General features: G+C 63.0%; 17 protein-coding genes and 1 pseudogene. 10 read left to right on the top strand and 8 right to left on the bottom strand.

Translation table 11 applies throughout. The features are described from left to right. Positions 1-13 precede the first annotated feature (13 nt). The 3 genes from AA098_RS11665 to AA098_RS11655 are packed head-to-tail and all read left to right on the top strand — an operon-like array spanning position 14 to position 2,623. Complete coding sequence (locus AA098_RS11665; RefSeq protein ID WP_064614237.1) at positions 14-1,471, top strand: hypothetical protein; 1,458 nt, start codon at positions 14-16, stop codon at positions 1,469-1,471. A 4-nt stretch (positions 1,472-1,475) separates the two neighbouring features. Next, positions 1,476-2,369, top strand: coding sequence for a DUF6708 domain-containing protein (locus AA098_RS11660; RefSeq protein WP_033725618.1), 894 nt, complete (start codon positions 1,476-1,478; stop codon positions 2,367-2,369). Then, a complete protein-coding gene (locus tag AA098_RS11655) occupies positions 2,366-2,623 on the top strand; it encodes a PAAR domain-containing protein (protein WP_003250871.1) in 258 nt (85 codons plus the stop codon). Before AA098_RS11660 ends, AA098_RS11655 begins: the two co-directional genes overlap by 4 nt. Before the next feature lie 151 nt (positions 2,624-2,774). Here the strand turns inward: AA098_RS11655 and AA098_RS11650 are convergent, their stop codons facing one another. Further along, complete coding sequence (locus AA098_RS11650; protein ID WP_003250869.1) at positions 2,775-3,545, bottom strand: IclR family transcriptional regulator; 771 nt, start codon at positions 3,543-3,545, stop codon at positions 2,775-2,777. A 156-nt stretch (positions 3,546-3,701) separates the two neighbouring features. Between AA098_RS11650 and AA098_RS11645 the strand changes: the two genes are divergently transcribed. The 5 genes from AA098_RS11645 (at position 3,702) to AA098_RS11625 (ending at position 9,852) form a co-directional block, all read left to right on the top strand. After that, a complete protein-coding gene (locus tag AA098_RS11645) occupies positions 3,702-4,511 on the top strand; it encodes a shikimate dehydrogenase (RefSeq protein ID WP_003250867.1) in 810 nt (269 codons plus the stop codon). A 4-nt stretch (positions 4,512-4,515) separates the two neighbouring features. Further along, a complete protein-coding gene (locus AA098_RS11640) occupies positions 4,516-6,249 on the top strand; it encodes an FAD-dependent oxidoreductase (RefSeq protein ID WP_003250865.1) in 1,734 nt (577 codons plus the stop codon). Further along, a complete protein-coding gene (locus AA098_RS11635) occupies positions 6,234-6,554 on the top strand; it encodes an NIPSNAP family protein (protein WP_003250862.1) in 321 nt (106 codons plus the stop codon). Before AA098_RS11640 ends, AA098_RS11635 begins: the two co-directional genes overlap by 16 nt. 41 nt (positions 6,555-6,595) lie before the next feature. Next, on the top strand, positions 6,596-8,284 hold the full coding sequence (locus AA098_RS11630; RefSeq protein ID WP_064614236.1) for an FAD-dependent oxidoreductase: 1,689 nt from the start codon (positions 6,596-6,598) through the stop codon (positions 8,282-8,284). A 242-nt stretch (positions 8,285-8,526) separates the two neighbouring features. Continuing rightward, positions 8,527-9,852, top strand: a complete 1,326-nt coding sequence (locus tag AA098_RS11625; protein WP_003250858.1) for an MFS transporter — start codon at positions 8,527-8,529, stop codon at positions 9,850-9,852. A gap of 154 nt (positions 9,853-10,006) precedes the next feature. Here the strand turns inward: AA098_RS11625 and AA098_RS11620 are convergent, their stop codons facing one another. The 3 genes from AA098_RS11620 to AA098_RS11610 all read right to left on the bottom strand — a co-directional run bounded on the left by AA098_RS11620 (position 10,007) and on the right by AA098_RS11610 (position 12,819). Continuing rightward, the gene (locus AA098_RS11620) at positions 10,007-10,822 is read right to left on the bottom strand and encodes a sugar phosphate isomerase/epimerase (protein ID WP_004575429.1); all 816 of its coding nucleotides are present in this window, start codon (positions 10,820-10,822) and stop codon (positions 10,007-10,009) included. 29 nt (positions 10,823-10,851) lie between these two features. Beyond that, positions 10,852-11,904 carry a Gfo/Idh/MocA family protein gene (locus AA098_RS11615; RefSeq protein WP_004575428.1) on the bottom strand — a complete coding sequence of 351 codons (1,053 nt, stop codon included), beginning with the start codon at positions 11,902-11,904 and terminating at the stop codon, positions 10,852-10,854. A gap of 138 nt (positions 11,905-12,042) precedes the next feature. Then, positions 12,043-12,819, bottom strand: a complete 777-nt coding sequence (locus AA098_RS11610) for an IclR family transcriptional regulator (RefSeq protein ID WP_064614235.1) — start codon at positions 12,817-12,819, stop codon at positions 12,043-12,045. A gap of 194 nt (positions 12,820-13,013) precedes the next feature. Here AA098_RS11610 and AA098_RS11605 point away from each other — a divergent pair, with 194 nt between their 5' ends. Then, positions 13,014-14,726, top strand: a complete 1,713-nt coding sequence (locus AA098_RS11605; RefSeq protein ID WP_003250851.1) for an FAD-dependent oxidoreductase — start codon at positions 13,014-13,016, stop codon at positions 14,724-14,726. A 108-nt stretch (positions 14,727-14,834) separates the two neighbouring features. On the opposite strand, the gene AA098_RS11600 is transcribed toward AA098_RS11605, so the two are convergent. From AA098_RS11600 to AA098_RS11585, 4 genes and pseudogenes are all read right to left on the bottom strand, one after another. Then, on the bottom strand, positions 14,835-17,741 hold the full coding sequence (locus tag AA098_RS11600; protein WP_064614234.1) for an HD domain-containing phosphohydrolase: 2,907 nt from the start codon (positions 17,739-17,741) through the stop codon (positions 14,835-14,837). A 152-nt stretch (positions 17,742-17,893) separates the two neighbouring features. Next, on the bottom strand, positions 17,894-19,387 hold the full coding sequence (locus tag AA098_RS11595) for an aldehyde dehydrogenase (protein ID WP_054888795.1): 1,494 nt from the start codon (positions 19,385-19,387) through the stop codon (positions 17,894-17,896). Positions 19,388-19,581: 194 nt separating this feature from the next. Continuing rightward, on the bottom strand, positions 19,582-20,964 hold the full coding sequence (locus AA098_RS11590) for an aspartate aminotransferase family protein (protein WP_003250846.1): 1,383 nt from the start codon (positions 20,962-20,964) through the stop codon (positions 19,582-19,584). A 42-nt stretch (positions 20,965-21,006) separates the two neighbouring features. Continuing rightward, positions 21,007-21,848: pseudogene (locus tag AA098_RS11585) on the bottom strand (LuxR C-terminal-related transcriptional regulator). A gap of 282 nt (positions 21,849-22,130) precedes the next feature. On the opposite strand from AA098_RS11585, the gene AA098_RS11580 reads away from it, so the two are divergent. Beyond that, positions 22,131-23,513 carry an APC family permease gene (locus tag AA098_RS11580; RefSeq protein ID WP_012052810.1) on the top strand — a complete coding sequence of 461 codons (1,383 nt, stop codon included), beginning with the start codon at positions 22,131-22,133 and terminating at the stop codon, positions 23,511-23,513. Positions 23,514-23,654: the final 141 nt, after the last annotated feature.

The raw sequence follows: 23,654 nt of genomic DNA, 5'->3' as shown, positions 1-23,654 counted from the left end.
CGACTTCCCGGCCATGGCTAACATCACCGACCTCACCGCCCAGTCGGTCAATGCCGTGGTGCTCAAGCGCCTGCGTGGCCAGACCCGTTGGGATGCCAGCCATGGCCTGCGCCAGCAAGTGTTGCTGGCAGCGCGCGAGGCCAATGCCGAGAAAGCGCTGGGGTTGTTGGCGGCGCGCTATCGCATCACCGAGCAGGCCATTACGGAAAATCCCTTTAGCCAGGAGGTGCAGCGGTATTTGAAGAGCGGCATGGCGCAGGTTGAAGAGATGAAAGCGTTGCGCATTTCGGGTAGCCGCACGGTATCCATCGAGCTGACCACCACTGCGCGTGCGAAACCTAACTTCCTTGGGTTGCTCACTTCCGGCGGTGGGGGTGGTTTAAACGCGGGGATGCTGTGGTTCAATGTGATCTCGCTGAAGACGGCGTTCAGCAACCTGCAGCAGAGTGACGCACCGGAATACACGATGGGGTTTGCTTCATCAGTCTTCGGGGTGATCGGCGCGGCGGTAGTGACGCTGGTTAGCGTGCGGGCCACGCATAAAGCCGTAGTCATCAAGTTCAGTTCTACGGCGCCAGGAATGGCGTTTGGAAATGGCATAGTAAAGCACTTAAGTAGCAATTTATTCGCCCGCGCCTCTGGCTACCCGGCGATTATCCTTGGACTAACCTCAGACATATTAAAAGGGTATCGACAGTCCCGAAATGGGGGGGCTCTATCAGGTGCGTATACTGCTGCTGGTGGATTCACATCTGCCGCTGGATCCGCTCTTATACTGGAAGCTAGCCTCGCGATTTCTGGCCCAACATCTTTAATCCCCTTCGCAGGCTGGGCTGCTGCGGGTCTCGTGCTTGTCGGTGCTATCGTGCTTGTCGGTGGGCTTTACCTACACGCTAAAGCACATGAGCGCCTCCATACTCCGATAGAGCTTTGGGCAAGCAGAAGTATTTTTGGCACAAGAGAGAACGATGGCGAAATCCGTTCTGGGATTAAGTTAGACCACCAGAAACTTCTCCCCAGCTTCACCAATATCAACGAAGAGCTTGAAGCCTGGCATACTCAGATCTACGCTCCCATTGCTCTGACTGCTGAACAAACAGCACGGCTAAATCTTGAAGGGCTTACTACACGATTGATTATCAACAATCAGTGGCCAACACCAGATTGGGCAACAATCATCCATAGCCATGTAGACGAGGGCATGGCCACCATTGAACTAACCGTACTCCTAAAAGACTTCATTATAGGGCAGAGCTTATGGCATGGCACCTTAAGCACCTTGGACTTCGACAGCAAGGCAACTCCCTCAAAGACTGAGCCGACCTGCCACTTAACTTGCGCAGGCCTTGTTTTACATTACAGAATCGATAGAGCCAGAGCAAAAAGCGGCACTCTATTTATAAATCTTCTACCAAACCAAGGTTTATCCGCCAATACTCATTCAACCTCAACCCTTCATGTCGAGAGGTAGCACTGTGGCCACAACATGGTTATTTAGTCCACACCAAAACACTTATATCCAACCAAAAATCCACGGACAGATCAGCAAAATAACCACTACATTAGCGCAGCTCAGAAATCCATGGGTTTCCGACTCAGTCTTCATGGCCAAGATGTATACCGCCACGATTTTAGCCATCGCGATTGTATCCTACACAGGATTTTTCACCCACTCAATCAATTACCAACAGGAAGGGGCATATGTATTTATTGCAATACAGCTCCTCGGGCCATTTATTTTTACTCCATTCTTAGCTTACCGTGTTTTCTTAATAAAAAAACTTTCTGAAATATACCTCAATAGAGCCACCAAAAAAATCTATTACAAACGCATAAACACACTCATGGTTATTGATTGGAATAACACAAGAGGCGGTATTTTCAAACGCACAGAATTCGGCGGCTCCTCCTTCACCACCAGCTATGCCCTCGCCTTCGCCCCCCGCCGCGAAGACGGCAGCCTGCATCAAAAAGACTGCCTCTGGATCGACAGCAACGAACCCACCGAGCCCGGCGTCAAGCATGTCGCCGAGGTATGGGAATACCTCCGCCACTTCATGGACCACGGCCCAGACAAACTCCCTCCGCCCGGTGAACCCAACTGGTGGCACAAGCCACTGCACGCCATCTGCCTGACCCCGGCAGAAGCCTGGCGCCACTATGCCCCTTGGCGAACCGGCGAGCCCGGTGAAATGCAGGGTAAAAAGAACTGGCAATTGCCGTTCTGGGCCGTGCTGTTCCCCTACAACCTCTCCGTCGCCCTCTGCTGGTATGGCATCTGCCGCCTGTTCAACGTCCGAGCAGCGCCACCGCCACCAGCAGCCTTCGAAGAAGCCCCCGTTCAACCCGGCAAAAGGAAGCGCAAATGAAACCCATCGTACTGGTAGGCCATCGTCATAGCTGCCCGCTCCATGGCGAAGGCACTGTGGAAACCGGCGCAAATGCAACATTCGTGGATGGCAAGGCCGTCGCTCGTGTGGGCGATCGCATCAGTTGTGGCGCCGTTATCGAAACCGGCGCTGCCTGCACAATCATCGAGGGCCACCCCGCAGCAAGGGAGGGTGACACCACCAGTCATGGAGGGACGTTGATCGAGGGGGACCAGGGTTGGCTCATTGATTGAAAGCCACTACCGGCTACCGAGCCGGATGCTGAAGCCTGCCAGTCAACAGGTTTGGGCCGTCCAGCGGCCCAACTGGCGAGCAAAGCCACCTTTCTGGGTGCCCCGTTCTCACACGCATGGCGCCATGCCCGCAGACTGCGCCATGTCTGCGTCAATCCAGCACTGGCCGAAGCAACGCCTGTGCCTCATACAGGGTCGGCAAATACCGCAACCGTATCTCATCAATACTCAACCGCGAAGCATGAGTCGTGATGGTCAGCGTCGCTTTCAACTGACCGGCCCGTCCCAGCAATGGCACCCCCAGCACCCGCATACCGATTTCATATTCCTGATCAACGATACAGAACCCCTGCCCCTTCACGCGCAACAGCTCAGCGTCCAGCTGCGCCCGGTCTGTCAGTGTGTAAGGCGTCAACGCCCGCAGCGGCTGACGGGCAAAGTATTCGTCCCGCTCCCCCTCATCCAGCCAGGCCAGCCAGACCCGCCCGCCGGCCGTGCAATACATGGGTACCCGCGAGCCCGGCCTGATCGACAAAGACGCCACATGGCTATACCGGCTACGCACCAGATGGATGATCTCATCGCCATCGCGGGTACCCACCGATACGTGCTCCTGGGTCTGGCGCGCCACCTGTTCAACAATCGGCCGCAGCATGCGCGGCAGTTGCGCCGAGTCCACATAGGCCTGGCCGATACGCAAGGCCTTGGGGGTCAGCCAGTACTCACGGCTGTCAGTTTCGGCAAAGCCCTCATGCACCAAGGTCAGCAGAAACCGCCGCACCGCACTGGGCGTAAGGCCAGACAACCTGGCCGCCTGCGGCACACTCAGGCGCGGCTGCTCGGCGCTGAACAGTTGCATCAGCGCCAGGCCTTTCTGCAAGCCCGCGATCAAGTCACGGGGATGGATGGCGGGTGTGTTCATGCATTCGACTCGCTACCAGAGGAACAAAAACAGCCGATTACTGCGATAACCGGATCATGACTGCGATTATCGCATTAAGTGGCCGCTTGACGCATTGTTGCACGCGTCCCTCTGCCTCACCCTTGCCTCCATAACAACGCCAATAAGGAGGTCAGCATGATTCGAGGTTCCACTGAACTGGTCGCCATCGTCGGTTCGCCCATCGCCCAGGTGAAGTCTCCGGAAAACTTCAACACCTGGTTCAACCACAACAACTGCAACCTCGCCATGCTGCCCTTCGACCTGCACGAGGCGGCGCTGGACAGCTTTGCGGATACCCTGCGTGGCTGGCAGAACCTGCGCGGTTGCGTGGTCACCGTGCCTTACAAGCAGGCGCTGGCCAACCGCGTGGACGGCCTGAGCGAGCGCGCAGCTGCCCTGGGTTCGGTCAATGTGATACGTCGCGAGCGCGACGGACGCCTGCTGGGCGACAACGTGGACGGCGCCGGCTTCCTCGGCGCTGCGCACAAGCATGGCTTCGAGCCGGCGGGCAAACGGGCACTGGTGATCGGTTGCGGCGGTGTTGGCAGTGCCATTGCCTATGCACTGGCTGAGGCAGGGATCGCCAGCATTACCCTCAGCGACCCCAGCACAGCACGCATGGGTGCTGTATGCGAACTGCTCGGCAACGGCTTCCCCGGGCTCACGGTCAGCACACAGTTCAATGGGCTGGAAGACTTCGACCTGGTGGCCAACGCGTCCCCAGTCGGCATGGGCACCCGCGCAGAGCTGCCGCTGTCCGCCGCCCTGCTGGCTACCCTGCTGCCAGACACCCTGGTCGCCGACGTGGTCACCTCACCCGAGATAACCCCGCTGCTGAACCGCGCGCGGCAAGTAGGTTGCAGGATCCAGACTGGCCCGGAAATGGCCTTCGCCCAACTGGGCCACCTTGGCGCCTTCATGGGCGTCACACCGTTGGAGATCTGAAGCCATGACGACTCTGGAGCACACACACAACAGCTTCGACCTGGTTGTGCTGGGCAGCGGTGCCGGTGGTTTTGCCGCTGCCGCCACGGCGGCCCGCCGTGGGCTGAAGGTGCTGGTGGTGGAAAAGGCCGAACGCTTTGGCGGCACCTCGGCGATTTCTGGCGGCGCGGTGTGGCTGTACGGCACCGACCAAGCCCGTGACGCCGGCGCCAAGGACTCCCCCGAGGCAATGCGCACCTACCTCAAGCAGGTCATCGGCGACGGCTACGATCCCGCCTTGGGCGATGCCTTCATCGAGCATGGCCACCAAGCGCTGCGCTGGCTGGAGCAGAACACCGAACTGCGTTATGCCCTGCGCCCACTCTCGCCCGACTATTACCCGGATGCACCCGGCGCCACTCAGTTCGGCCGGGCGCTGGAAATGGTCGAATACGACGGCAAGCACCTGGGCACACGCTTCAAGGACCTGCAGATGCCACCGCCCGGCATGCTGCTGTTCGGCGGCATGATGGTCAACCGGGTGGATATCCAGCATTTCCTCAGCATTCGCCGCTCACCCAAGTCGCTGTGGCATTGCCTGAAGCTGATGGCGCGTTACGCGCGCGACCGCCTGCAGCACCCACGCGGCACCCGGCTTACCACCGGCAACGCATTGATCGCCCGCCTGGCCACCAGCGCCTTCGCCCACGGCACGCAGTTGTGGTTGCGCAGCGAAGCCGTGGAGCTGATCGCCGAGCACGGCGTGATCACGGGCGTGGTCGTACAGCGCGAGGGCCGCCGTGAGCGGGTAATGGCCCGTGGTGGCGTGGTGTGCGCCATGGGCGGATTCGCAGCAGGCGCAATGGCCGCCGGCTACCGCCCTGCTCAAAAGGCGCCGCACCTGACCATGTCACCACCGGCCAACGACGGAGCCGCCCTGCGCCTTGCCCAGGCCGTGGCAGCAGCCGAGGGCGAGAGCCTGGCGGCCAACTTTTTCTGGGCACCGGTTTCCGAACTGCGTCATGCCGATGGTGAACGTGAGCGCTTCCCGCACCTGGTCACCGACCGCGCCAAGCCGGGCGTGATTGCGGTAGACCAAGCCGGGCGGCGCTTCGTCAACGAGTCCGACTCCTACCACCACTTCGTGCACACCATGTTCGCCAACGGCATTGCCAGCTGCTGGCTGGTCTGCGATGCCGAAGCAATGAACCGGTACGGGCTTGGCCTGGCGCGGCCCAAGCCCGTCAACAACCAGGCGTTGATCGACGCAGGCTACCTGTATCGGGCCACCACATCGCAGGCACTGGCCCTGGCCATCGGCGTCGATCCACAGGTGTTTGCGCAAACACTTGCACAGTTCAACAGCGATGCCAGCAATGGCATCGACCGAGCATTTGGCAAAGGCGGCAACAGTTACAACCGCTACATGGGCGACCCGCAACATACGCCCAACCCATGCTTGGCACCCCTGACCAAGGGGCCGTTCTATGCCATCCGCATTCACACCGGCGACCTCGGTTCAGCCCGTGGCCTGGTGACCAACGCCGATGCCAACGTGCTGAACCGCAGCGGTTTGCCCATTCCCGGGCTGTATGCGGTCGGCAACGACATGAACTCACTGATGAAGGGCACCTACCCCGGCCCCGGCATCACTCTGGGCCCTGCCCTCACCTTCGGCTGGCTTGCTGCCAACCACATCACCGCGCGCCTGCAGGCGCCGGCTACCCCTACGGAGAAACCGGCATGTACTACGAACTGAGAACCTACACCCTCGACCCATTGAAAATGGCCGACTGGCTGGCCCTGTACCAAAGCCACGCACTTGAGGTGCAGAGCGAACACCTGGGCAACCTGGTGGGCTTTTTCACCAGCGAGTTCGGTGACGTCAACCAAGTGGTACACATCTGGGGCTATGCCAGCCTCGACGACCGCATGGCGCGCCGCGCAGCCATGGCGGCAGACTCACGCTGGGCGGAATTCTCGCGACGCAACCGCGAGCTGGGCGCGGTACTGCGCCTGCAATCGCGGCTGCTGCGCCCGACCGGTTTCTCACCGCTGCAGTAAGCCACACGCCACCTCTTCCAACAGCCGAGCGGACCCCTTCCATGCCCCCTCTTGAATGTGACGTACTCGTCATCGGCTCCGGCGCCTCTGGCCTGGCTGCCGCCGTAACCGCCGCGCATCATGGCCTGAAAGTGGTCGTCGCGGAAAAAGCCAGCCAGCTGGGCGGCACCAGTGCCTGGTCGGGGGGCTGGTTGTGGATACCGCGCAACCCTCTGGCCATCGCCGAAGGCATCGTCGAAGCCGACGATGCCCCGGAGCGCTATTTGCGTGCGCAAACCCACACCCGCGAGCTGGACCCGCGTCAACGCGCCTTCCTGCGCCATGGTCCGGAAATGGTGGCGTTCTTCCAGCAACACACTGCCGTGCAGTTCCAGTGCGGCAGCCGTATGCCCGACATGCGTGAAGGCGATGGCAGTGCACGCGGTGGTCGCTCGCTGTGTGCATTACCTTACGACGGGCGACGGCTAGGGCCTTGGCTGCACACGTTACGCCCACCGCTGGACATCGTCAGCCTGGCCGGCATGGGCATTGCCGGAGGTGCCGACATGGCTGCCTTCTTCAACGCCACACGCTCGCCGAAGGCAGCGCTGCATGTTGGCAAGCGCCTGTTGCGCCATGGCCGAGACCTGCTGCTGCACCGTCGCGGCCTGCATCTGGTCAATGGCAACGCGCTGGTGGCGCGCCTGCTGCGCAGCGCCCTTGATCGTGGCGTGACATTGCTGACCGAGAAAGCGGCCAGCCGTCTGTTGTTGTGCGAGGAACGGGCCAACGGCGCGCTGTTTGCCGATGGCCAAACGATCTACGCACGGCGTGGTGTGGTGCTGGCCTGCGGTGGCTTCCCACATGATCGCCAGCGTATCTCGCAACTGATACCGCACGCGCCGGACGGTGACCAGCATTACTCCGCTGCGCCCAGGGAGAATAGCGGTGATGGTTTGCGCCTGGGCGAACAGGCGGGTGGGCGGGTGTCTGCGGCAGGCGCCCACGGGGGCGCCTGGGCGCCGGTATCGCAGGTACCGCGCCGCAATGGCCATTTCGGCCATTTCCCACACCTGATCGACCGTGCCAAGCCCGGTTTCATCGCCGTGCGCCGCGATGGTCGGCGCTTCGTCAACGAAGCCGATTGCTACCACGACTTCATGAACGCGCTGTTCGCCGCCACGCCGCAGGCTGAGCAGCCGGAGGCCTGGCTGATCTGCGACCATGCTGCGCAACGGCGCTATGGCATCGGTTGGGCCAAGCCCTTTCCCTTCCCTACCCGCTTCTATCAGCGCAGTGGCTATTTGCACAGCGGCGCTACCCTGGCGCAACTGGCGCAGCGCTGCGGGATCGACGCCGAGCAGTTGCAGCGCACGGTGGCGGACTTCAACCATCATGCGGCACAAGGTGAAGACCCTACCTTTCTACGTGGCGCGTCGGCCTACAACCGGGCCCAAGGCGACCCGCAGCAGGCACCCAACCCGTCGCTTCGGCCGTTGCTGAAGGGGCCGTTCCATGCGGTGAAACTGCTGCCAGGCAGCCTTGGCACCTTCGCCGGCCTGGACACAGACGCCTCAGCCCGCGTACTGGACCACGCAGGGCAGCCGATACCCGGGTTGTTTGCAGTGGGTAACGACATGCACAGCGTGATGGGTGGGTACTACCCGAGCGGCGGCATTACCCTTGGCCCTGGGATGACCTTCGGGTATCTGGCCGGTAGAGCGTTGAGCGGGGGCCGTGCACATCATTGATGTCGGTGTTGCGCCCATCAGGCAACCAGGGCCAAAGCCTTCTACCCTTCAGTGACGTGAATACCTGCCGCGCCCGCAGGCCAACGCAACCGTTCGATAACCGAACAGTAGCCCGTCTCTTGAATTGACGCTGCCGTCTTCACTGCTCACCATGCACCGGCCTTGCGTGCCCCCCCTGCCTGGGAAACGGTCACGTACCCGTAGCACCGCAGCTGAATACAATTTCAAGAAACGAGCAGTCTATGAACCACTCCAAGATCCCCCCCGCCGCGCCCCGGATGTCCCAGGGCTCGATCGGCGACAAGCTCCGCGGCGCCTTCGGCGTCGGCAAGACCCGTTGGGGCATGCTCGCCCTGGTGTTCTTCGCCACCACCCTGAACTACATCGACCGCGCCGCCCTCGGCATCATGCAGCCCGTGCTGGCCAAGGAAATGAGCTGGACGGCGATGGACTACGCCAACATCAATTTCTGGTTCCAGGTCGGCTATGCCATCGGCTTTCTGCTGCAAGGCCGACTGATCGACAAGGTCGGGGTCAAACGGGCCTTCTTCTTCGCTGTACTGCTGTGGAGCCTGGCCACGGGTGCCCACGGCCTGGCCACCTCGGCGGCAGGTTTCATGGTCTGCCGCTTCATCCTCGGCCTGACCGAGGCCGCCAACTACCCGGCCTGCGTCAAGACCGTGCGCCTGTGGTTCCCGGCGGGTGAGCGGGCGATTGCAACGGGGCTGTTCAACGCCGGTACCAACGTTGGTGCCATGGTCACCCCCGCGCTGTTGCCGCTGATCCTGGCTGTGTGGGGCTGGCAGGCTGCGTTCATCGCCATGGGCAGCCTGGGCCTGGTGTGGGTCGTGCTGTGGGTATTGAAGTACTACAACCCTGAAGACCACCCCCGCGTGCGTCAGAGCGAGGTGCAGTACATCCAGCAGGATGATGAGCCCGAGCCGACCCGCGTGCCGTTCAGCCGGATCCTGCGCCTGCGTGGCACCTGGGCTTTTGCAGTGGCCTATGCGATTACCGCACCGGTGTTCTGGTTCTACCTGTACTGGCTGCCGCCGTTCCTGAACCAGCAATACAGCCTGGGCATCAACGTGACCCAGATGGGGATCCCGTTGATCATCATCTGGCTGACGGCAGACTTCGGCAGCATCGGGGGTGGCATTCTGTCGTCGTGGCTGATCGGCCGTGGCGTGCGTGCCACGACGGCGCGGCTGGTGTCCATGCTGATCTTTGCCTGCACCATGCTCAGCGTCATCTTTGCCGCCAACGCCAGTGGACTGTGGGTCGCGGTGGCGGCCATCTCGATCGCGGTGGGCGCGCACCAGGCGTGGACGGCGAATATCTGGAGCCTGGTGATGGACTACACACCCAAGCATCTGGTGAGCACCGTATTCGGCTTCGGCAGCATGTGTGCGGCAATTGGCGGGATGTTCATGACGCAGATTGTCGGCAGCGTGCTGACCGCTACCAACAACAACTATGCCGTGCTGTTTACCATGATCCCCGCCATGTACTTCCTGGCGCTGGTGTGGATGTATTTCATGGCACCGCGCAAGGTCGAGAGCGCCTGAGAGCGCTAGCCACTTACCTCTACGGGGCCCTTGCGGGCCCTTTTTTTGGCCTGGTATTTCTTGAGAAGCAAACAACGACAAGGCAATGTTCGGCGTGGGAGCGGGTTCACTCACGAACGTGACGCAGCCGGTGACAGGCGCCACGTTCGCTCGATCAGACGGTGGCCAACACCGCCTTGGCTTTCTCCAGCGCCATGCGCGCGCGCTGTTCGCCGCTGATGCCCTGCTCCAGCAATTGCCGCGTGGGGATTTCCAGGCTCAGCGGCACGCTCGGCGGCAAGGCGCGCAACAGGCCAACCAGGTCAGCATCGCCATCACCCGGGAAGCGTCGCTCGTTACGCGCCTGGCGCAGGATCTCGTCCATGTCGGCCGGTACCGGACCAGCAACGTCACACAGTTGGGCATAGCGCATGCGCTGCGGCGCCAGCTGCGCCAGGTCGTCCAGCGAAGAGCCGGAGCGGTTGAAGTGGAAGGCATCCACCAGCACGCAGCCATTGGCGCGGTCGGCGTTGGCCACCACCCGCATGGCCTGGCGCAGGTCACGTACGTCGGTCCAGGGCATGAACTCCAGGTGAGGGTGAATGCCGTATTGCGCCGCCAGCTCGCACAATGCGGCAAAGCGTTCGGTCAGGCGCGCTTCGTCGGGGTCGTTGCCCGCTACCAGCAATTCAGTGCCACCCAACCCGGCGCCCACCGCCAGGATCGCTTCGAAATCGGCCACACAGGTGGCCGGTTCAAGACGCAGGATCTCCAGGTCGAGCACCTTGATACCCGTGTCGCGCAAGCGCGCCTGGGTTTGCCGGCGCAGTTCGGCATCGGCGACCAACGGGAAATGCCGCTCCTGTTCGGTGGCTGGCACCAGCCGTAGGCCGACATGGCTGTAACCCGCTCGGGCGGCGGCCTCGACCATGTCCGGTGGAGACAGCTCGAGCACCGTCAGGGCCGCGAGGGAAAAAATTCGATCAGTCATTTATCATCACCCGCCATAGTAAGGTTGTATCAGCCAATGTGCTCGGGCGCGCAAGCCCGACCGCTTTGGGCTGCCTGCCTTATCGCTTCGATCAGCGCCAGTGTGCGCCCCCCGTCGGCAGCGTCGATCAGCGGCGCCTGTTCACCCCGGGCAACCCGCACAAAATGCTGCAATTGCAGGGTCAATGCCTCGCCGGCGGGGATGCTTTCCGAGCTTTGCAACAGGGGCGTATGCCAGCCCGAGCCTGCCTCGGCGTAATGCCAGCGCTTGAGCTGGGGAATGCTCAGTGCTCCTTGGGTACCGGCCAGCAGATAGCACGGCTGGCCATCCTGGCGCGGGTACACAGGGCTTTCGCCAGCGTCCAGCTCCCAGCTCCACGGTGCAGCCACCGCGTCGGACCCGGTCAGGCTGCCCAGGGCACCGTTGGCAAACTGCAGCAGCACCGCGGCGCTGTCTTCGTTGGCAAAACCGCGGACATCGTTGCGGGTGAAGGCCTGCACCTGCACCACCTCGCCGCACAGGTAACGCAACAGGTCAAGGTCGTGGATCAGGTTGGTCAGCAAGAAACCGGCCCCTGGCTCGCGACGCCAGGGCGTTTCGAAATAGCTGTCGGGCTTTTGCAGTTGCCACAGCGCGGTGACGTTGATCAAACGGCCCAGCTTGCCTTCGTTGATCACCTGGTGCGCCTTGGCGATCAGCGGATTGTGTCGGCGATGGTGCCCTACAAGCACCGGCACACCTCGGCGGCGTGAGGCTTCCACCAGTGCACGCACTTCATCCAGGTTCACGCCCACCGGTTTCTCCACCAGCACAGGCACTCCGGCCTCGACACAATCCAGGGCGGTGGCGACATGCAGGTTGTTGGGGTTAGCGACGATCACTGCCTCGGGGCGCGCATGCGCCAACATTTGCCGGTGGTCGGCAAAGCAGGGCACACCGCACTCGGCAGCGAAGGCCTCGGCCTGCGGGCCGGGGTCGGCTACCGCACACAGTTGGGCTTGCGGCACATTGCGCAAGTGCTGGTAATGCTGCCGGCCCATAATGCCGGCGCCAATCAAGGCAATACGAAGGGGTGCGTTCAACAGCCTGTCCTCTTGTCATTGTTGTTATGAAATTCTGAAACCGGGTTCCAAAATTCATACTCGACAATTTAGAACCAAGTTCAGCTTTTCAGAAGAACGGGCGCAACAGACTGTGCGGTAATCGACCGGAATATCCTCTCAGGCAAACAGCTCGCTGGCGGGGCTGGCCGCCGACAGCTCTTCTGCCGCCGACAGCAATAGCGGTGCCAGCGCGGTAAGGCGGCTTTGTGCCAGCCGCGCGCTGGGCCCGGCGATGCTCAGCACGCCGATCACCTCGTCACTTTGCGGGCGGCGTACCACTGCGGCCAGGGCTGAGGTGCCGATGGCGGAGGTCTCCTCGACCCAGGCATACCCACGCTCGCGGGCGCGGTGCAGGTAGGCGAGCAGCTCGTCGGTGGAGCGTGGCGCGTTCGGGCCGAACTGGTCGGGGTCGGCAATACCTTGGCGCAACACCATCTGCAGCGCCTGCTCATCGTCCAGGCTGGCCAGCCAGGCATGCCCGGAGGCGGTATAGAACAGCGGCGCGTCGCGCCCCATATCCGGGTCGTAGCGCAGCCCGGAGCGGGCCCCCTGAGACTTGGCGATCCAGGTTTGCCGGGCACCGTCGATCACCCCAAGGCGCACCAGCTCACCGCTGTCCTGGGCCAGGCGGTCAAGAATCGGCTGGATGATGTCGGCACCGTTGCTGGCGAGGTAACGAAAGCCCAGCGCTACCAGCTTGGCCGACAGCTGATAGCGGCTGTTTTCCCGGTTCTGGCGCACGTAGCCCAGCCGCACCAGCTCCGTGAGCATGCGGTGGGCAGCGCTTTTGGGAATGTCCAGGCGCTCGGCCAGGGTTTGTAACGGCAGCCCTTGGGGTTCACCGGTAAGGCTTTCTAAAAGACTGAAGGCGCGTTCGATCTGACTACCAGCCATGTCACAGGTCCCTGATTTTTTTGCGGATTCTAGAAGATGATTCCACATCGTCGCTAGCCAGCGCAGCTCGGGCCACCTCGAATGTCCGATGATCGCCCAGTTCTTGCCTGACATGACCAACCTGACCTTGCAGGACCACCCGCTGCCGATAAGAATATGGAACATTGTTCTAATAAAAGCACAGGAAACCCGCAATGCCTTCCGCTCCTCTCGAAACCGAATGCGATGTACTGGTCATAGGTTCTGGCGCCGCCGGGCTGGCGGCGGCTGTCACGGCTGCCTGGCATGGGCAGAAGGTGATCGTGGCGGAGAAAGAACCGGTGTTTGGCGGCGCCACCGCCTGGTCCGGCGGCTGGGCCTGGGTGCCACGCAACCCGCTGGCGCGCAGGGCCGGCATCGAGGAAGACATCGAGCAGCCGCGGACTTATCTGCGCCATGAGCTGGGGGCGAACTACAATGCCGAGCGCGTCGATGCCTTCCTTGAGGCGTGCCCGCACATGGTGGCGTTTTTCGAGAAGTACACGGCGTTGCAGTTTGCCGACGGCAACGGCATCCCGGACATGCATGGCGATACGCCGGGGGCAGCCCTTGGCGGCCACCAGGTGATCGCCGCGCCCTACGATGCCCGCGAGGTTGGCGCCCTGCTGCCACGCTTGCGCAAGACCATGCGCGAAACCTCGTTCATGGGCATGCCGATCATGGCCGGTGCCGACCTTGCCGCCTTCCTCAACATGACCCGCTCACCCAAAGCCCTGCTGCACGTGTGCAAGCGCTTTGGCCGCCACCTGTACCACCTGGCCCGCCATGGTCGGGCCATGCACCTGGTCAACGGTGTGGCACTGGTGGCGCGCCTGGCTAAATCGGCACAGGACCTGGGTGTGCACCTGCAAGCGTCGGCGCCGGCCAAACGCCTGCTGATCGAGGGTGGCCAGGTACGCGGGGCGTGGGTCGCGACGCCACAGGGCGAGCAGCTGATCCGCGCCAAGGCCGTGGTGCTGGCGGCAGGTGGTTTCCCCAATGACAACGCCCGGCGCCAGCAACTGTTCCCGCGCGATGCCAGCGGCCACGACAACCTGGCGCTGCCGCCCAAGGGGTGTTCTGGCGATGGCCTGCGCCTGGGCGAATCCGCCGGCGGTGTGGTTGCCACCGACCTGAAGTCGCCGGTGGCCTGGGCACCGGTTTCACAGGTGCCGTATCGCGACGGCAGCGTCGGCCACTTCCCGCACATTATCGAGCGCGGCAAACCGGGCGTTATCGGCGTGCTGGCCAACGGCAAGCGTTTCGTCAACGAAGCGCATGGCTATTACGACTATGTGTCGGCCATGGTCGCTGCAGTGCCGCAGGGCCAGGAGGTGTGCTCGTGGCTGGTTTGCGATCATCGCTTCTTGCGCCGCTATGGCCTGGGGCATGCTCGCCCGGCACCGCTGCCGGTAGGGCCGCATGTGCGCAACGGCTACCTGAAACGCGGCGCCACGCTCGAGCAGCTCGCCCAGGCCTGCGGCATTGACCCGTCCGGGCTGCGCGCCACGGTCACTGACTTCAATAACCATGCCCGTAACGGCCAGGACCCGGCGTTTGGCCGTGGTTCCACGCCGTTCAACCGCAAGCAGGGTGACCCACAGCACAAGGGCCCTAACCCTTGCGTGGCGCCCATCGAGCACGGGCCGTTCTATGCGGTGAAAGTAAAGCCCGGCTGTTTTGGCACCTTCGCCGGGTTGCGCACCGACGGCAATGCCCGTGTACTGGATGAGGCCGGGCAACCGATTGCAGGCCTGTATGCAGCAGGTACCGACATGGCCAGCGTGTTTGGTGGCTGGTACCCGTCGGGCGGCATCAACCTGGGGCCGGCGCTGACCTTTGGCTATGTCGCCGGGCGGCACATTGCCGGGGTGCAGGGGTATGAGTGAGCTGATCCACAATACCCGGGTGGTCGGCGCTCTGCAGGAGGACGCAGGGAAAGGCCGTGGCGCTTGAATCGAGCGCCACGCGGTCTGATTTTTCAGCGCTGTCGTCCCTCAGCTCACAGGTCTCGCTGCGCTGCGCTCCTGAATCTGCGCCAGCCAGTAGACCACATCCACCTCGTCGATCTGCTCGGTGCGCAGGAAGCGCTCGGCATATTGGCGGTATACCCCGCTGCTGAGGAACAGTTGTAGCAGTTGCCCGTCGACGTGCCCCTCGCGGGCCATGGCCACCAGGATCTTCACCGATTCGGACAGCGTCTTCGGGGGTTTGTAAGGCCGGTCTGCTGCCGTCAGTGCTTCGAAGATGTCGGCAATCGCCATCACCCGCTCGGCGATGCCCAGGTCCTGCCCGCCCAGGCGGCGCGGATAGCCGCTGCCGTTCATCTTTTCGTGGTGGTTGCCGGCGATGTCGGGTACCCGCTTGAGGTGGCGCGGGAGCGGCAGTGCACTGAGCATGATGATGGTCTGCACGATGTGTTCGTTGATCTTGAAGCGTTCTTCGTCCGTCAGCGTGCCACGGCGGATGGACAGGTTGTACAGCTCGCCATAGTTGCTGGCGTGGCCTGGCAGGTGCATGTCGAACCCCCAGATATTACGCGGGTCGTCCTTTACCACCGGCGGCGTGCGGGTGCCCCAGGGCACGCAGTGCTCGGGGCGATCAGCCAGCAATGGCTCCTCTGTCGGCAGTGCAGGCTGCGGCACGCCGACAAGGCGTTCCGCCTCGTCACGGGAGATGCCCAGGCGGTTATCGAAATGGCGCAGCCAGCGGCGCTTGCCGATCACCTGCAAGCGCTGGATATCGGTGTCCTGCATGAACTCGCCGCCGATGTTGGCCTGGGCGACGAAAGCGAAGTCGTCCTGCAGCTCGGCCTGGCTTCGCTGCAGTGCGGCTTTCAGCACCTGCTGGTCGGCGCCACTGGCCAGGCCTTGCCAGTAGGCCAGCTCCGCATCGCGCCACAGCACTTCGAAACGCATGCGGACTTCGTGGATGCGGTTGTACAGGGTCTCCAGCTTGGTCGCCTTGTCCACCACGTACTCGGGGCTGGTGACCTTGCCACAATCGTGCAGCCACGCTGCCACACGGAACTCGTACCGTTCTGCCTCGGTCATGCTGAAGCTGGCGAACGGGCCGCTGTCGGCTGCCACTGCCTGATCCAGCAGCATCTGCGCCAGCTGAGGCACCCGCTCGCAGTGGCCACCGGTATAGGGGCTCTTGGCATCGATGGCGTCTGCCAGCAGCTTGATCATGGCGTCCAGCAGGCGTTGCTGGGCTTCGACCAACTGGCGGGTTTCGATAGCCACCGCAGCCACTCCGGACAATTCCTCGACAAAGCGCCGGAATGCCTCGCCCACCCGCTCCTGCGCCTGCTCTTCGTCCATTTGCAGGACCAGGATGCCCAACAGTGCCTGGCTACGGTCATTCAGCACCACGGCCAGACTGCGCTCATGCAGGCCGAGGGCCTGGGTCACTGTTACAGCCAAGTGCTGCCGGGCGCCCTCATCCACTGCCAGCTCGCTTGGGTAGTGTTCACCGCGGCACGAGGCGGCCAGGCGCAGCAAAGCCTGTTCAGCGTCATACAGGTAAACCCCGCCGGCGTCGCCCCCGGCAGCTTCTACCAGATGGTTCAGCACGCCGTCGAGCATGCGCTCCAGGTTTCGCTCACGGCTGAGCGTAAGGGTAATCGCCTGAAAGTGGCGAATGGTACCGGACATGCGGCTCAGCACGCGGCTCAGTTCACGCACCTCGGAAACCCGCGAGTGCACGCCCACCTCACGGCTGAAATCAAAACTGGCCAAGCCTTGAACCTGCTCGCGCAACAGCCGCAGCGGGCGGCCAATGCGCCGGCCAAGCACACCGCCGAGCACCAGCAGCACGGCCATCAGCGCCACGGTCCAGAGCAACTGCTCGTACAAGACTTTGCGCGCCCCCACCAGTAACTCGTGGCCGGGTACGGCAATCAGCACGTACAAGTCGTGCCCGGCCAGGGTGGTCAGATGCACACGAATGCCATACCAGGTCTGGCCATCCACCTGATAAGGCTGAGGCTGGTTGCCCTTGGGCAGGTCAGCGTATAGCCGCGCCAGGCTGGGAGCGCCCAGCTCGGCGACACGCGACAGGCGCACGCCTTGCCCTTCGTGCACGATTGCCCGCTGCGGGTCCGGATAGGCCACAACGTTGCCCTGGTCATCGACCACCACGATCTCGGTACCCGGGGTCATGCGCAGGTCCTGAGTCTCGCTGGCCAAGTCGTTGACCGAGACATCCAGGCCGATCACGGCGCCACCGTCGACGCTACGTTGGGCCATGGTCAAGCCGACCTCGCGGGTGGTGAAGAACACATAAGGGCGAGTCAGCACCGTAGAGGGTTGTACCGTGGCTTCAGCGAACCAGGGGCGCAGGCGTGGATCGTAGCGATAGTCAGGTTTGGCCTGGGCCTGCAACAGGTTCAGCGCCCGATCATAAAAACGCCACTCGCCCTGCACCTTGGCGCCCTCGCCATGGCTGACGCTCTGCACCAGAAATGCCGTGCCCGGTGGAGCGGCGAAACGCTGCATCAGCTGCGGGTCATGCAGGCGACGCACCAGCAGGAACTCGCCGCTGGGGTAACCCAGATAGGCGGCGCTGAGCATGCGGTTGGCGTCCAGCATTTCCACCAGCTGTGGCAGCCGATCCAGGCGCTGTGCCTGGGTGTGCACAGTCGGGTTGTGGGCAAGCAGGCGAATGCTGCTTTGCGCAGGCTCAATCAGGCGCCTGGCGCGCTCGTCGATCGTCTTGGCAACCTGCTGGGCGGCATCGCCAGCAGCAGCCACAAGGGTTTGGCGAATACCGCGGTACCCCTGCCAGGCCAGGGCAGCGCCGAGCAGCAGCATGCCCAGCACGATGGCCAGCGCCACCAGCCACTGCAGTGAAATACCACGTCCTCTATTGCCAACGACACGCCCCGTCGACACGCAGCCCATCCCAGGTACTCCATGTGCGGCACATTGCCTTGGCTGATGTCTGCAGCAGTGTAGAGTGCATGTGAGCGTTCTGCCGGGCCGGCAACACGTTTACAGACGATCGTGCAAGGCTTTGTACCGCGACGCAGGCGACGTGGGCCATGATCAGGACATCAGCCGCGCAACTGGTACCAGGTGGTCTTGAGCTGCGAATACTTGTCGAACGAATGCAGTGACAGATCACGGCCAAACCCCGACTGCTTGCCCCCACCGAACGGCACCGTCACATCCAGCGCATCGACCGTGTTCACCGATACGGTACCGGCTTTCAACGCCCGCGCTACCCGGTGCACCTGGTTGAAGTCGTCACTCCACACCGAGGCTGCCAGGCCATAGATGCTGTCGTTGGCCAGGCGCACCGCTTCTTCTTCGGTGTCGAAGGCGCTGACCGCCAGCACCGGGCCGAACACCTCCTCCCGCGCCAGGCCCATGCGGCCCTCGACACCGGCAAAAATGGTCGGCTCGATGTAGTTGTCCGAACCTTCGACGGTCAGGCGTCGGCCGCCACACACCAATCGCGCGCCCTCTTGCCCGGCACGCACGATGGCGGCCTCGATGCGGCCGGTCTGCTCGGCATCGACAATGGCCCCGGCGCGGCTCGCCGGATCCAGCGGGTTACCGGGCAGCCACTGGCGAGCCTTGGCCTGCAGGCGCTCGATGAACTCATCGTGGATGGCACGCTGCACGTACAGCCGCGAGTTGGCCGAACACACCTCGCCCTGGTTGAAGAAAATGCCGAAGGCGGCCTTTTCCGCCGCCAGGTCCAGGTCCTGGCAGTTGTCGAACACCAGGTTTGGGCTCTTGCCGCCGCACTCCAGCCACACCTGCTTGAGGTTGGACTGCGCCGAGTACTGCATGAAGTACTTGCCCACCTGGGTGGAGCCGGTGAATACCAGGCAGTCCACATCCGGGTGCAGGCCCAGCGCCTGCCCGGCCTGCTCGCCCAGGCCCGGCACCACGTTCAGTACGCCTTCCGGCAACCCCGCTTCCAGCGCCAGTTGGGCCAGGCGCAGGGCCGAAAACGGTGATTGCTCGGCGGGCTTGAGTACCACGCTGTTACCGGCAGCCAGCGCCGGGGCCAGCTTCCAGGCGGCCATGTCGAGGGGGAAATTCCACGGCACCACAGCCGCGACCACACCGAGTGCTTCGCGGGTGATGGTGGCCAGCGCCGTGGGCGCCGTGGGCGCCACTTGGTCGTACAGCTTGTCCAGCGCTTCGCCGTACCAGCCGAACACGTGTGCCGAGCCCGGCACGTCGATGTTGTAGGCGTCCATCACCGGCTTGCCCATGTTCAGCGAGTCCAGCAATGCCAGTTCTTCACGATGGGCCATGATCAGCTCGGCCAGGCGCAGCAGCACTTTCTTGCGCTCGCCCGGCGCCATGCGCGGCCAGGGGCCTTGCTCGAAGGCTCGACGGGCGCTGGCGACAGCCAGGTCGACCTCGGCCTGGCCGCAGGCGGTAACCTGTGCCATTACGTTGTGGGTGGCGGGGTTGATGGCTGCGAAGGTGGCGCCATCCTGTGCGTTGACGGGTTTGCCGCTGATAAGCGCCTGGGATGGCAGGTACAGATCCGAAGCGCGCTGTTGCCAGAATTCGAGGGTATACATGTGTACTCCTGGTAAACATGGGAGCAATCTTTTGGATGGGGGCGTCGTCCCACGGATGAATCGCCGGGGCTGCTTTGCAGCCCAATCGCGACACAAGGCCGCTCCCAAAAGAACAGCGTTGCCCCTGCAAGCGACGCGATTGCTGTGGGAGCGGCCTTGCGTCGCGATCGGGGCGCGAAGCGCCCCCAGAAGGCTTAGAGCTTGCCGACCAGCCGCGCCGTGCGGTCTACGGCTATCCGGGTCTTCTCCACCAGCTCATCCAGCTCGCTGTGGTTGGCGATCAAGGCCGGGGCCATGATCATCCGGCCCAGGGTCGAGCGAATGATCACCCCTTCCTCGAAACCAAAGGTGCGGCACTGCCAGGCCAGGTCGTTCTCGTTGGCAAAGCGCTTGCGCGTCGGCTTGTGCTCGGCAAACTGCAGCGCCGCCACCAGCCCGGCCCCTTGCACCTGACCGATCAATGGGTGGTCGGCAAACACTTCCCGCAGAATGCGCTGCAGGTACGGCCCCGTGTCGTCCTTCACCTGGCGCACGATGCCTTCGTCACGCAGCGCCTTCAGGTTGGCGATGGCCACTGCCGCCGCCACCGGGTGGCCGGAATAGGTCAGGCCGTGGGCAAATACCCCGCCGCGCTCCACCAACGCCTCGGCAATGCGCTTGCTCAGCACCAGGCCGCCCATGGGCACATAGCCGCTGGTCAGGCCCTTGGCAATCGACAAGGTGTCGGGCTCGAAGCCGAAGTATTCATGGGCGAACCATTCGCCGGTGCGGCCAAAGCCACCGATCACCTCATCGGCGCACAGCAGCACGTCGTATTGGCGGCAGATACGCTGGATTTCCGGCCAGTAGCTTTCCGGCGGGAAGATCATGCCGCCGGCCCCCTGGAAGGGTTCGGCAATGAAGCCGGCAACGTTCTCGGCACCCAGTTCGAGGATTTTTTCCTCCAGCTGCAGGGCGCAGCGGCGGCCGAACTCGGCCGGAGTCAGTTCACCGCCCTCGGCGTACCAGTAAGGTTCGTCGATGTGTGCCACATCCGGAATCAGCCCGCCCATGTCGTGCATGAACTTCATCCCGCCCAGCGCCGTGGCCGCCAGGGTTGAGCCGTGGTAGCCGTTCCAGCGGCCGATCATGATTTTCTTGCCTGGCTGGCCAACCACCTGCCAATAGCGGCGCACGGTGCGGATCAGTACCTCGTTGGCCTCGGAGCCGGAGTTGGTGTAGATCGCGTGGCTGTAGTGCCCCGGCAGCAGGCTGAACAGCAACTCGGACAGTTCGATCACCGCCGGGTGGGTGGTGTGGAAGAACATGTTGTAGTAGGCCAGCTGATCCATCTGCGTGGCTGCGGCGGCCGTCAGGTCACGACGGCCATAACCGAGCTGGGTGCACCACAGGCCGGACATGCCATCCAGGTAACGCTTGCCCTCGCTGTCCCACAGGTGCAGGCGTTCGCCACCGACGATCACCCGCGGCCCTTCGGCGTTCAGCGCCTTCTGGTCGAGGAAGGCATGAATGTGGTGGGCGGCATCGGCTGCCTGATAGTCACGGGTCTGGCGTTGCGGGGCGAAAGGCGCGTTCATTGTTGGTTTTCCTTTGCGGTGGGGTTGCAGGGAAGCTGGCGCTCAGCGCAGCTTGCCCATGTAGCTTTCCAGCGGGTCCTTGCCCAGCACGCCCTGGGCATTGGCCAGTGCGTCGATGAACAGGGAGAACAGTTCGGACTGGGTGCCGATGTCGAGCTTGACGTAGACGTTCTTGCGGTGCGACTTGATGGTGTCTTCCGACACCCCCAGCCGCTCGGCCAGCGACCTGGTCGAGTGACCACGCAGGATCAGCTGGGCGATACGGCATTCACGCTCGGTCAGCAGCGAGCTGCCGAAGTTGTTCAGCGCGGCATGGATACGTTGCTCGAGGATGTTCTCGAAGCGGCCTGCGCGGCTGTCCAGCCCGGCAAAATGCTTGCCGAGTACCGCCAGCACCCAAGGCGTGATGAGCCCGAACCGCGTGCGGCTTTGCCCATCCAGCTTGTCGGTGAAGGCCAGCGACACCGCCAGGCTTTGCCCGGGCGCCACCTGCAGGATGTAGTTGAGTTCGTCCTCCAGGTGCGAGTGGCGGTAGAACGATTGGTAGTATTCGCTGACCTCGAAGTGATCGGGCGCCACTTCGAACAGGCCGTAGCAGCCGGATTCGACCTGTTCCACACAAGCACCGTAGAACGGGTCAAGCAGGTAGAAGCCCGACAGGTAGCGGCTGACATTGCCCTCGGGCTGCCAAGGTGCCTTGTCATCCTGCTCGAACAGCGCACAGGGCATGCCGTCGTGCGGGTACAGGTACACCGTGGTCGCCTGGATCGGCCGTATCACACTCAATGCAGCAAACAGGCTGGCGGCAAAGCCGGCCGGCCGATCGCCTCGGTGACCTTGGCCTGGTGCTCGAACCATTGTGCTGAAAGCAATTGATTAGTCACTGTAAGCCTGCCGTTTCTTCTCAGTGGCACCGCCGCCAGTGCGGTGCGTCGTTGAGCAGATACTCCCACGGGGCTGCAGGCACCGGAATCACCCTTTGGGGTGAGCCGGGCAAGGGCAGTGGCCGCTCACCCCAAAGGGTGATTCCGGGTGCCTGCAGGGTGTGGGAGCATCAACCCGCCCCAGCGCTGCGAGCTTTCCGCTCGACCTCCTTGCACAGCACCTAACGGTTGCGAGCCTGCTCGCCTGCCGCGGTGTCCTGCATCCCTTTTCAGGAGTTAGCAATGCATACAACAACAAGTACAGCCCATAGCCCCGCCCCGCATGCACCCTCGCAACCCGGTACCAGCACCGGCCGCTTCCGCAAGTCCATGAGCATGACCGCCCTGGTGCTGTTTGGCCTGGCCTACATGGTGCCCCTGGCCGTATTCACCACCTACGGGCTGGTCACCCAGATGACCAAAGGGCACCTGCCCACCGCCTACCTGCTCACGCTCGCCGCCATGCTGCTGACCGCCTACAGTTACGGCCGCATGGTCCAGGCCCACCCCTACTCCGGCTCGGTCTACACCTACACGCGCAAGGCCTTCGGCAGCCATATCGGCTTCATCACCGGTTGGACACTGCTGCTCGATTACATCTTTCTGCCGCTGCTCAGCTACCTGCTGATCGGCATCTACATGTCGGAATACTTCCCGACCATCCATGCCTGGGTGTGGGTGGCGGGCTCCATTGCCCTGGTCACCTTCCTCAACCTGATCGGCATCGAGTCGATCACCCGGGTCAACTGGATCCTGGTGGTGGTGCAACTGGTGTTCATCATCGTCTTCGTCGCCCTGTCCATTCTCAAGCTCAGCGGACAGGCGGAGCCGGTGTCGCTGCTGGCCCCCTTGCACCACGAAGGCTTCAGCGTGCCGTTGATCATGACCGGCGCCGCCGTGCTGTGCCTGTCGTTCCTCGGCTTCGATGCGGTATCGACCATGGCTGAGGAAACCAGTAACCCGACCTACCGCATTCCCGTGGCGATTCTGGCGGTGTCGTTGATCGGCGGCCTGCTGTTTCTGGTGGTGTCTTATTGCGCACAGATGGTGTTCCCCGATTGGGGCAGCTTCGCCGATCCGGATTCGGCGTCGGTCGACGTGATGCGCCGGGTGGGCGGCGAGCTGCTGGTAACCGCCTTCACCGCGACCTACGTGGCCGGCTGCTTCGCCTCGGCCATGGTGTCCCAGGCCAGCGTGTCGCGCGTACTGTTCGCCATGGGCCGTGACGGCGCATTGCCGCGGGCATTCGGCCAGCTGGTGACGAAAAAGCGCGTGCCGGCCACTGCCATCCTGGTGGTCAGCCTGCTGTCGCTGATCGCCCTGGTGATCACCCTGGATACCGTGGCGAACATGATCAGCTTTGGCGCACTGTTCGCCTTTTCGGCGGTGAACCTGGCGGTGGTCAAGCACTACCTGGTTGATCAGAAACTGCGCGGTTGCCGCAACTGCCTGCTGTACGGCGCCATTCCTGGCCTGGGCTTTCTCAGCACGCTGTGGCTATGGAGCAGCCTGACCAGCCTGTCGTTCACCATCGGCCTGTGCTGGATGGGCCTGGGCCTGTTGGTGCTACTGGGGCTGACCCGGGCGTTGCGCGTGAAGCTGCCAGAGTTGCAGATGGCCGAGTGAGCCCTGACGCCTTGCGCGACCGCTCCTGCAGGGCATCGCGAGAACCCGGGTGATAACTGCTCGTTATCACCCGATCCGGATTAATCATTATTCAGCCCCCCGTTCGCCCCCTACAGTCCTGACCCACGATTGTCATTGCCA

The organism is Pseudomonas sp. JY-Q (assembly GCF_001655295.1).
GTDB lineage: Bacteria > Pseudomonadota > Gammaproteobacteria > Pseudomonadales > Pseudomonadaceae > Aquipseudomonas > Aquipseudomonas alloputida.
This window is presented reverse-complemented; position numbering and strand designations above follow the sequence as displayed.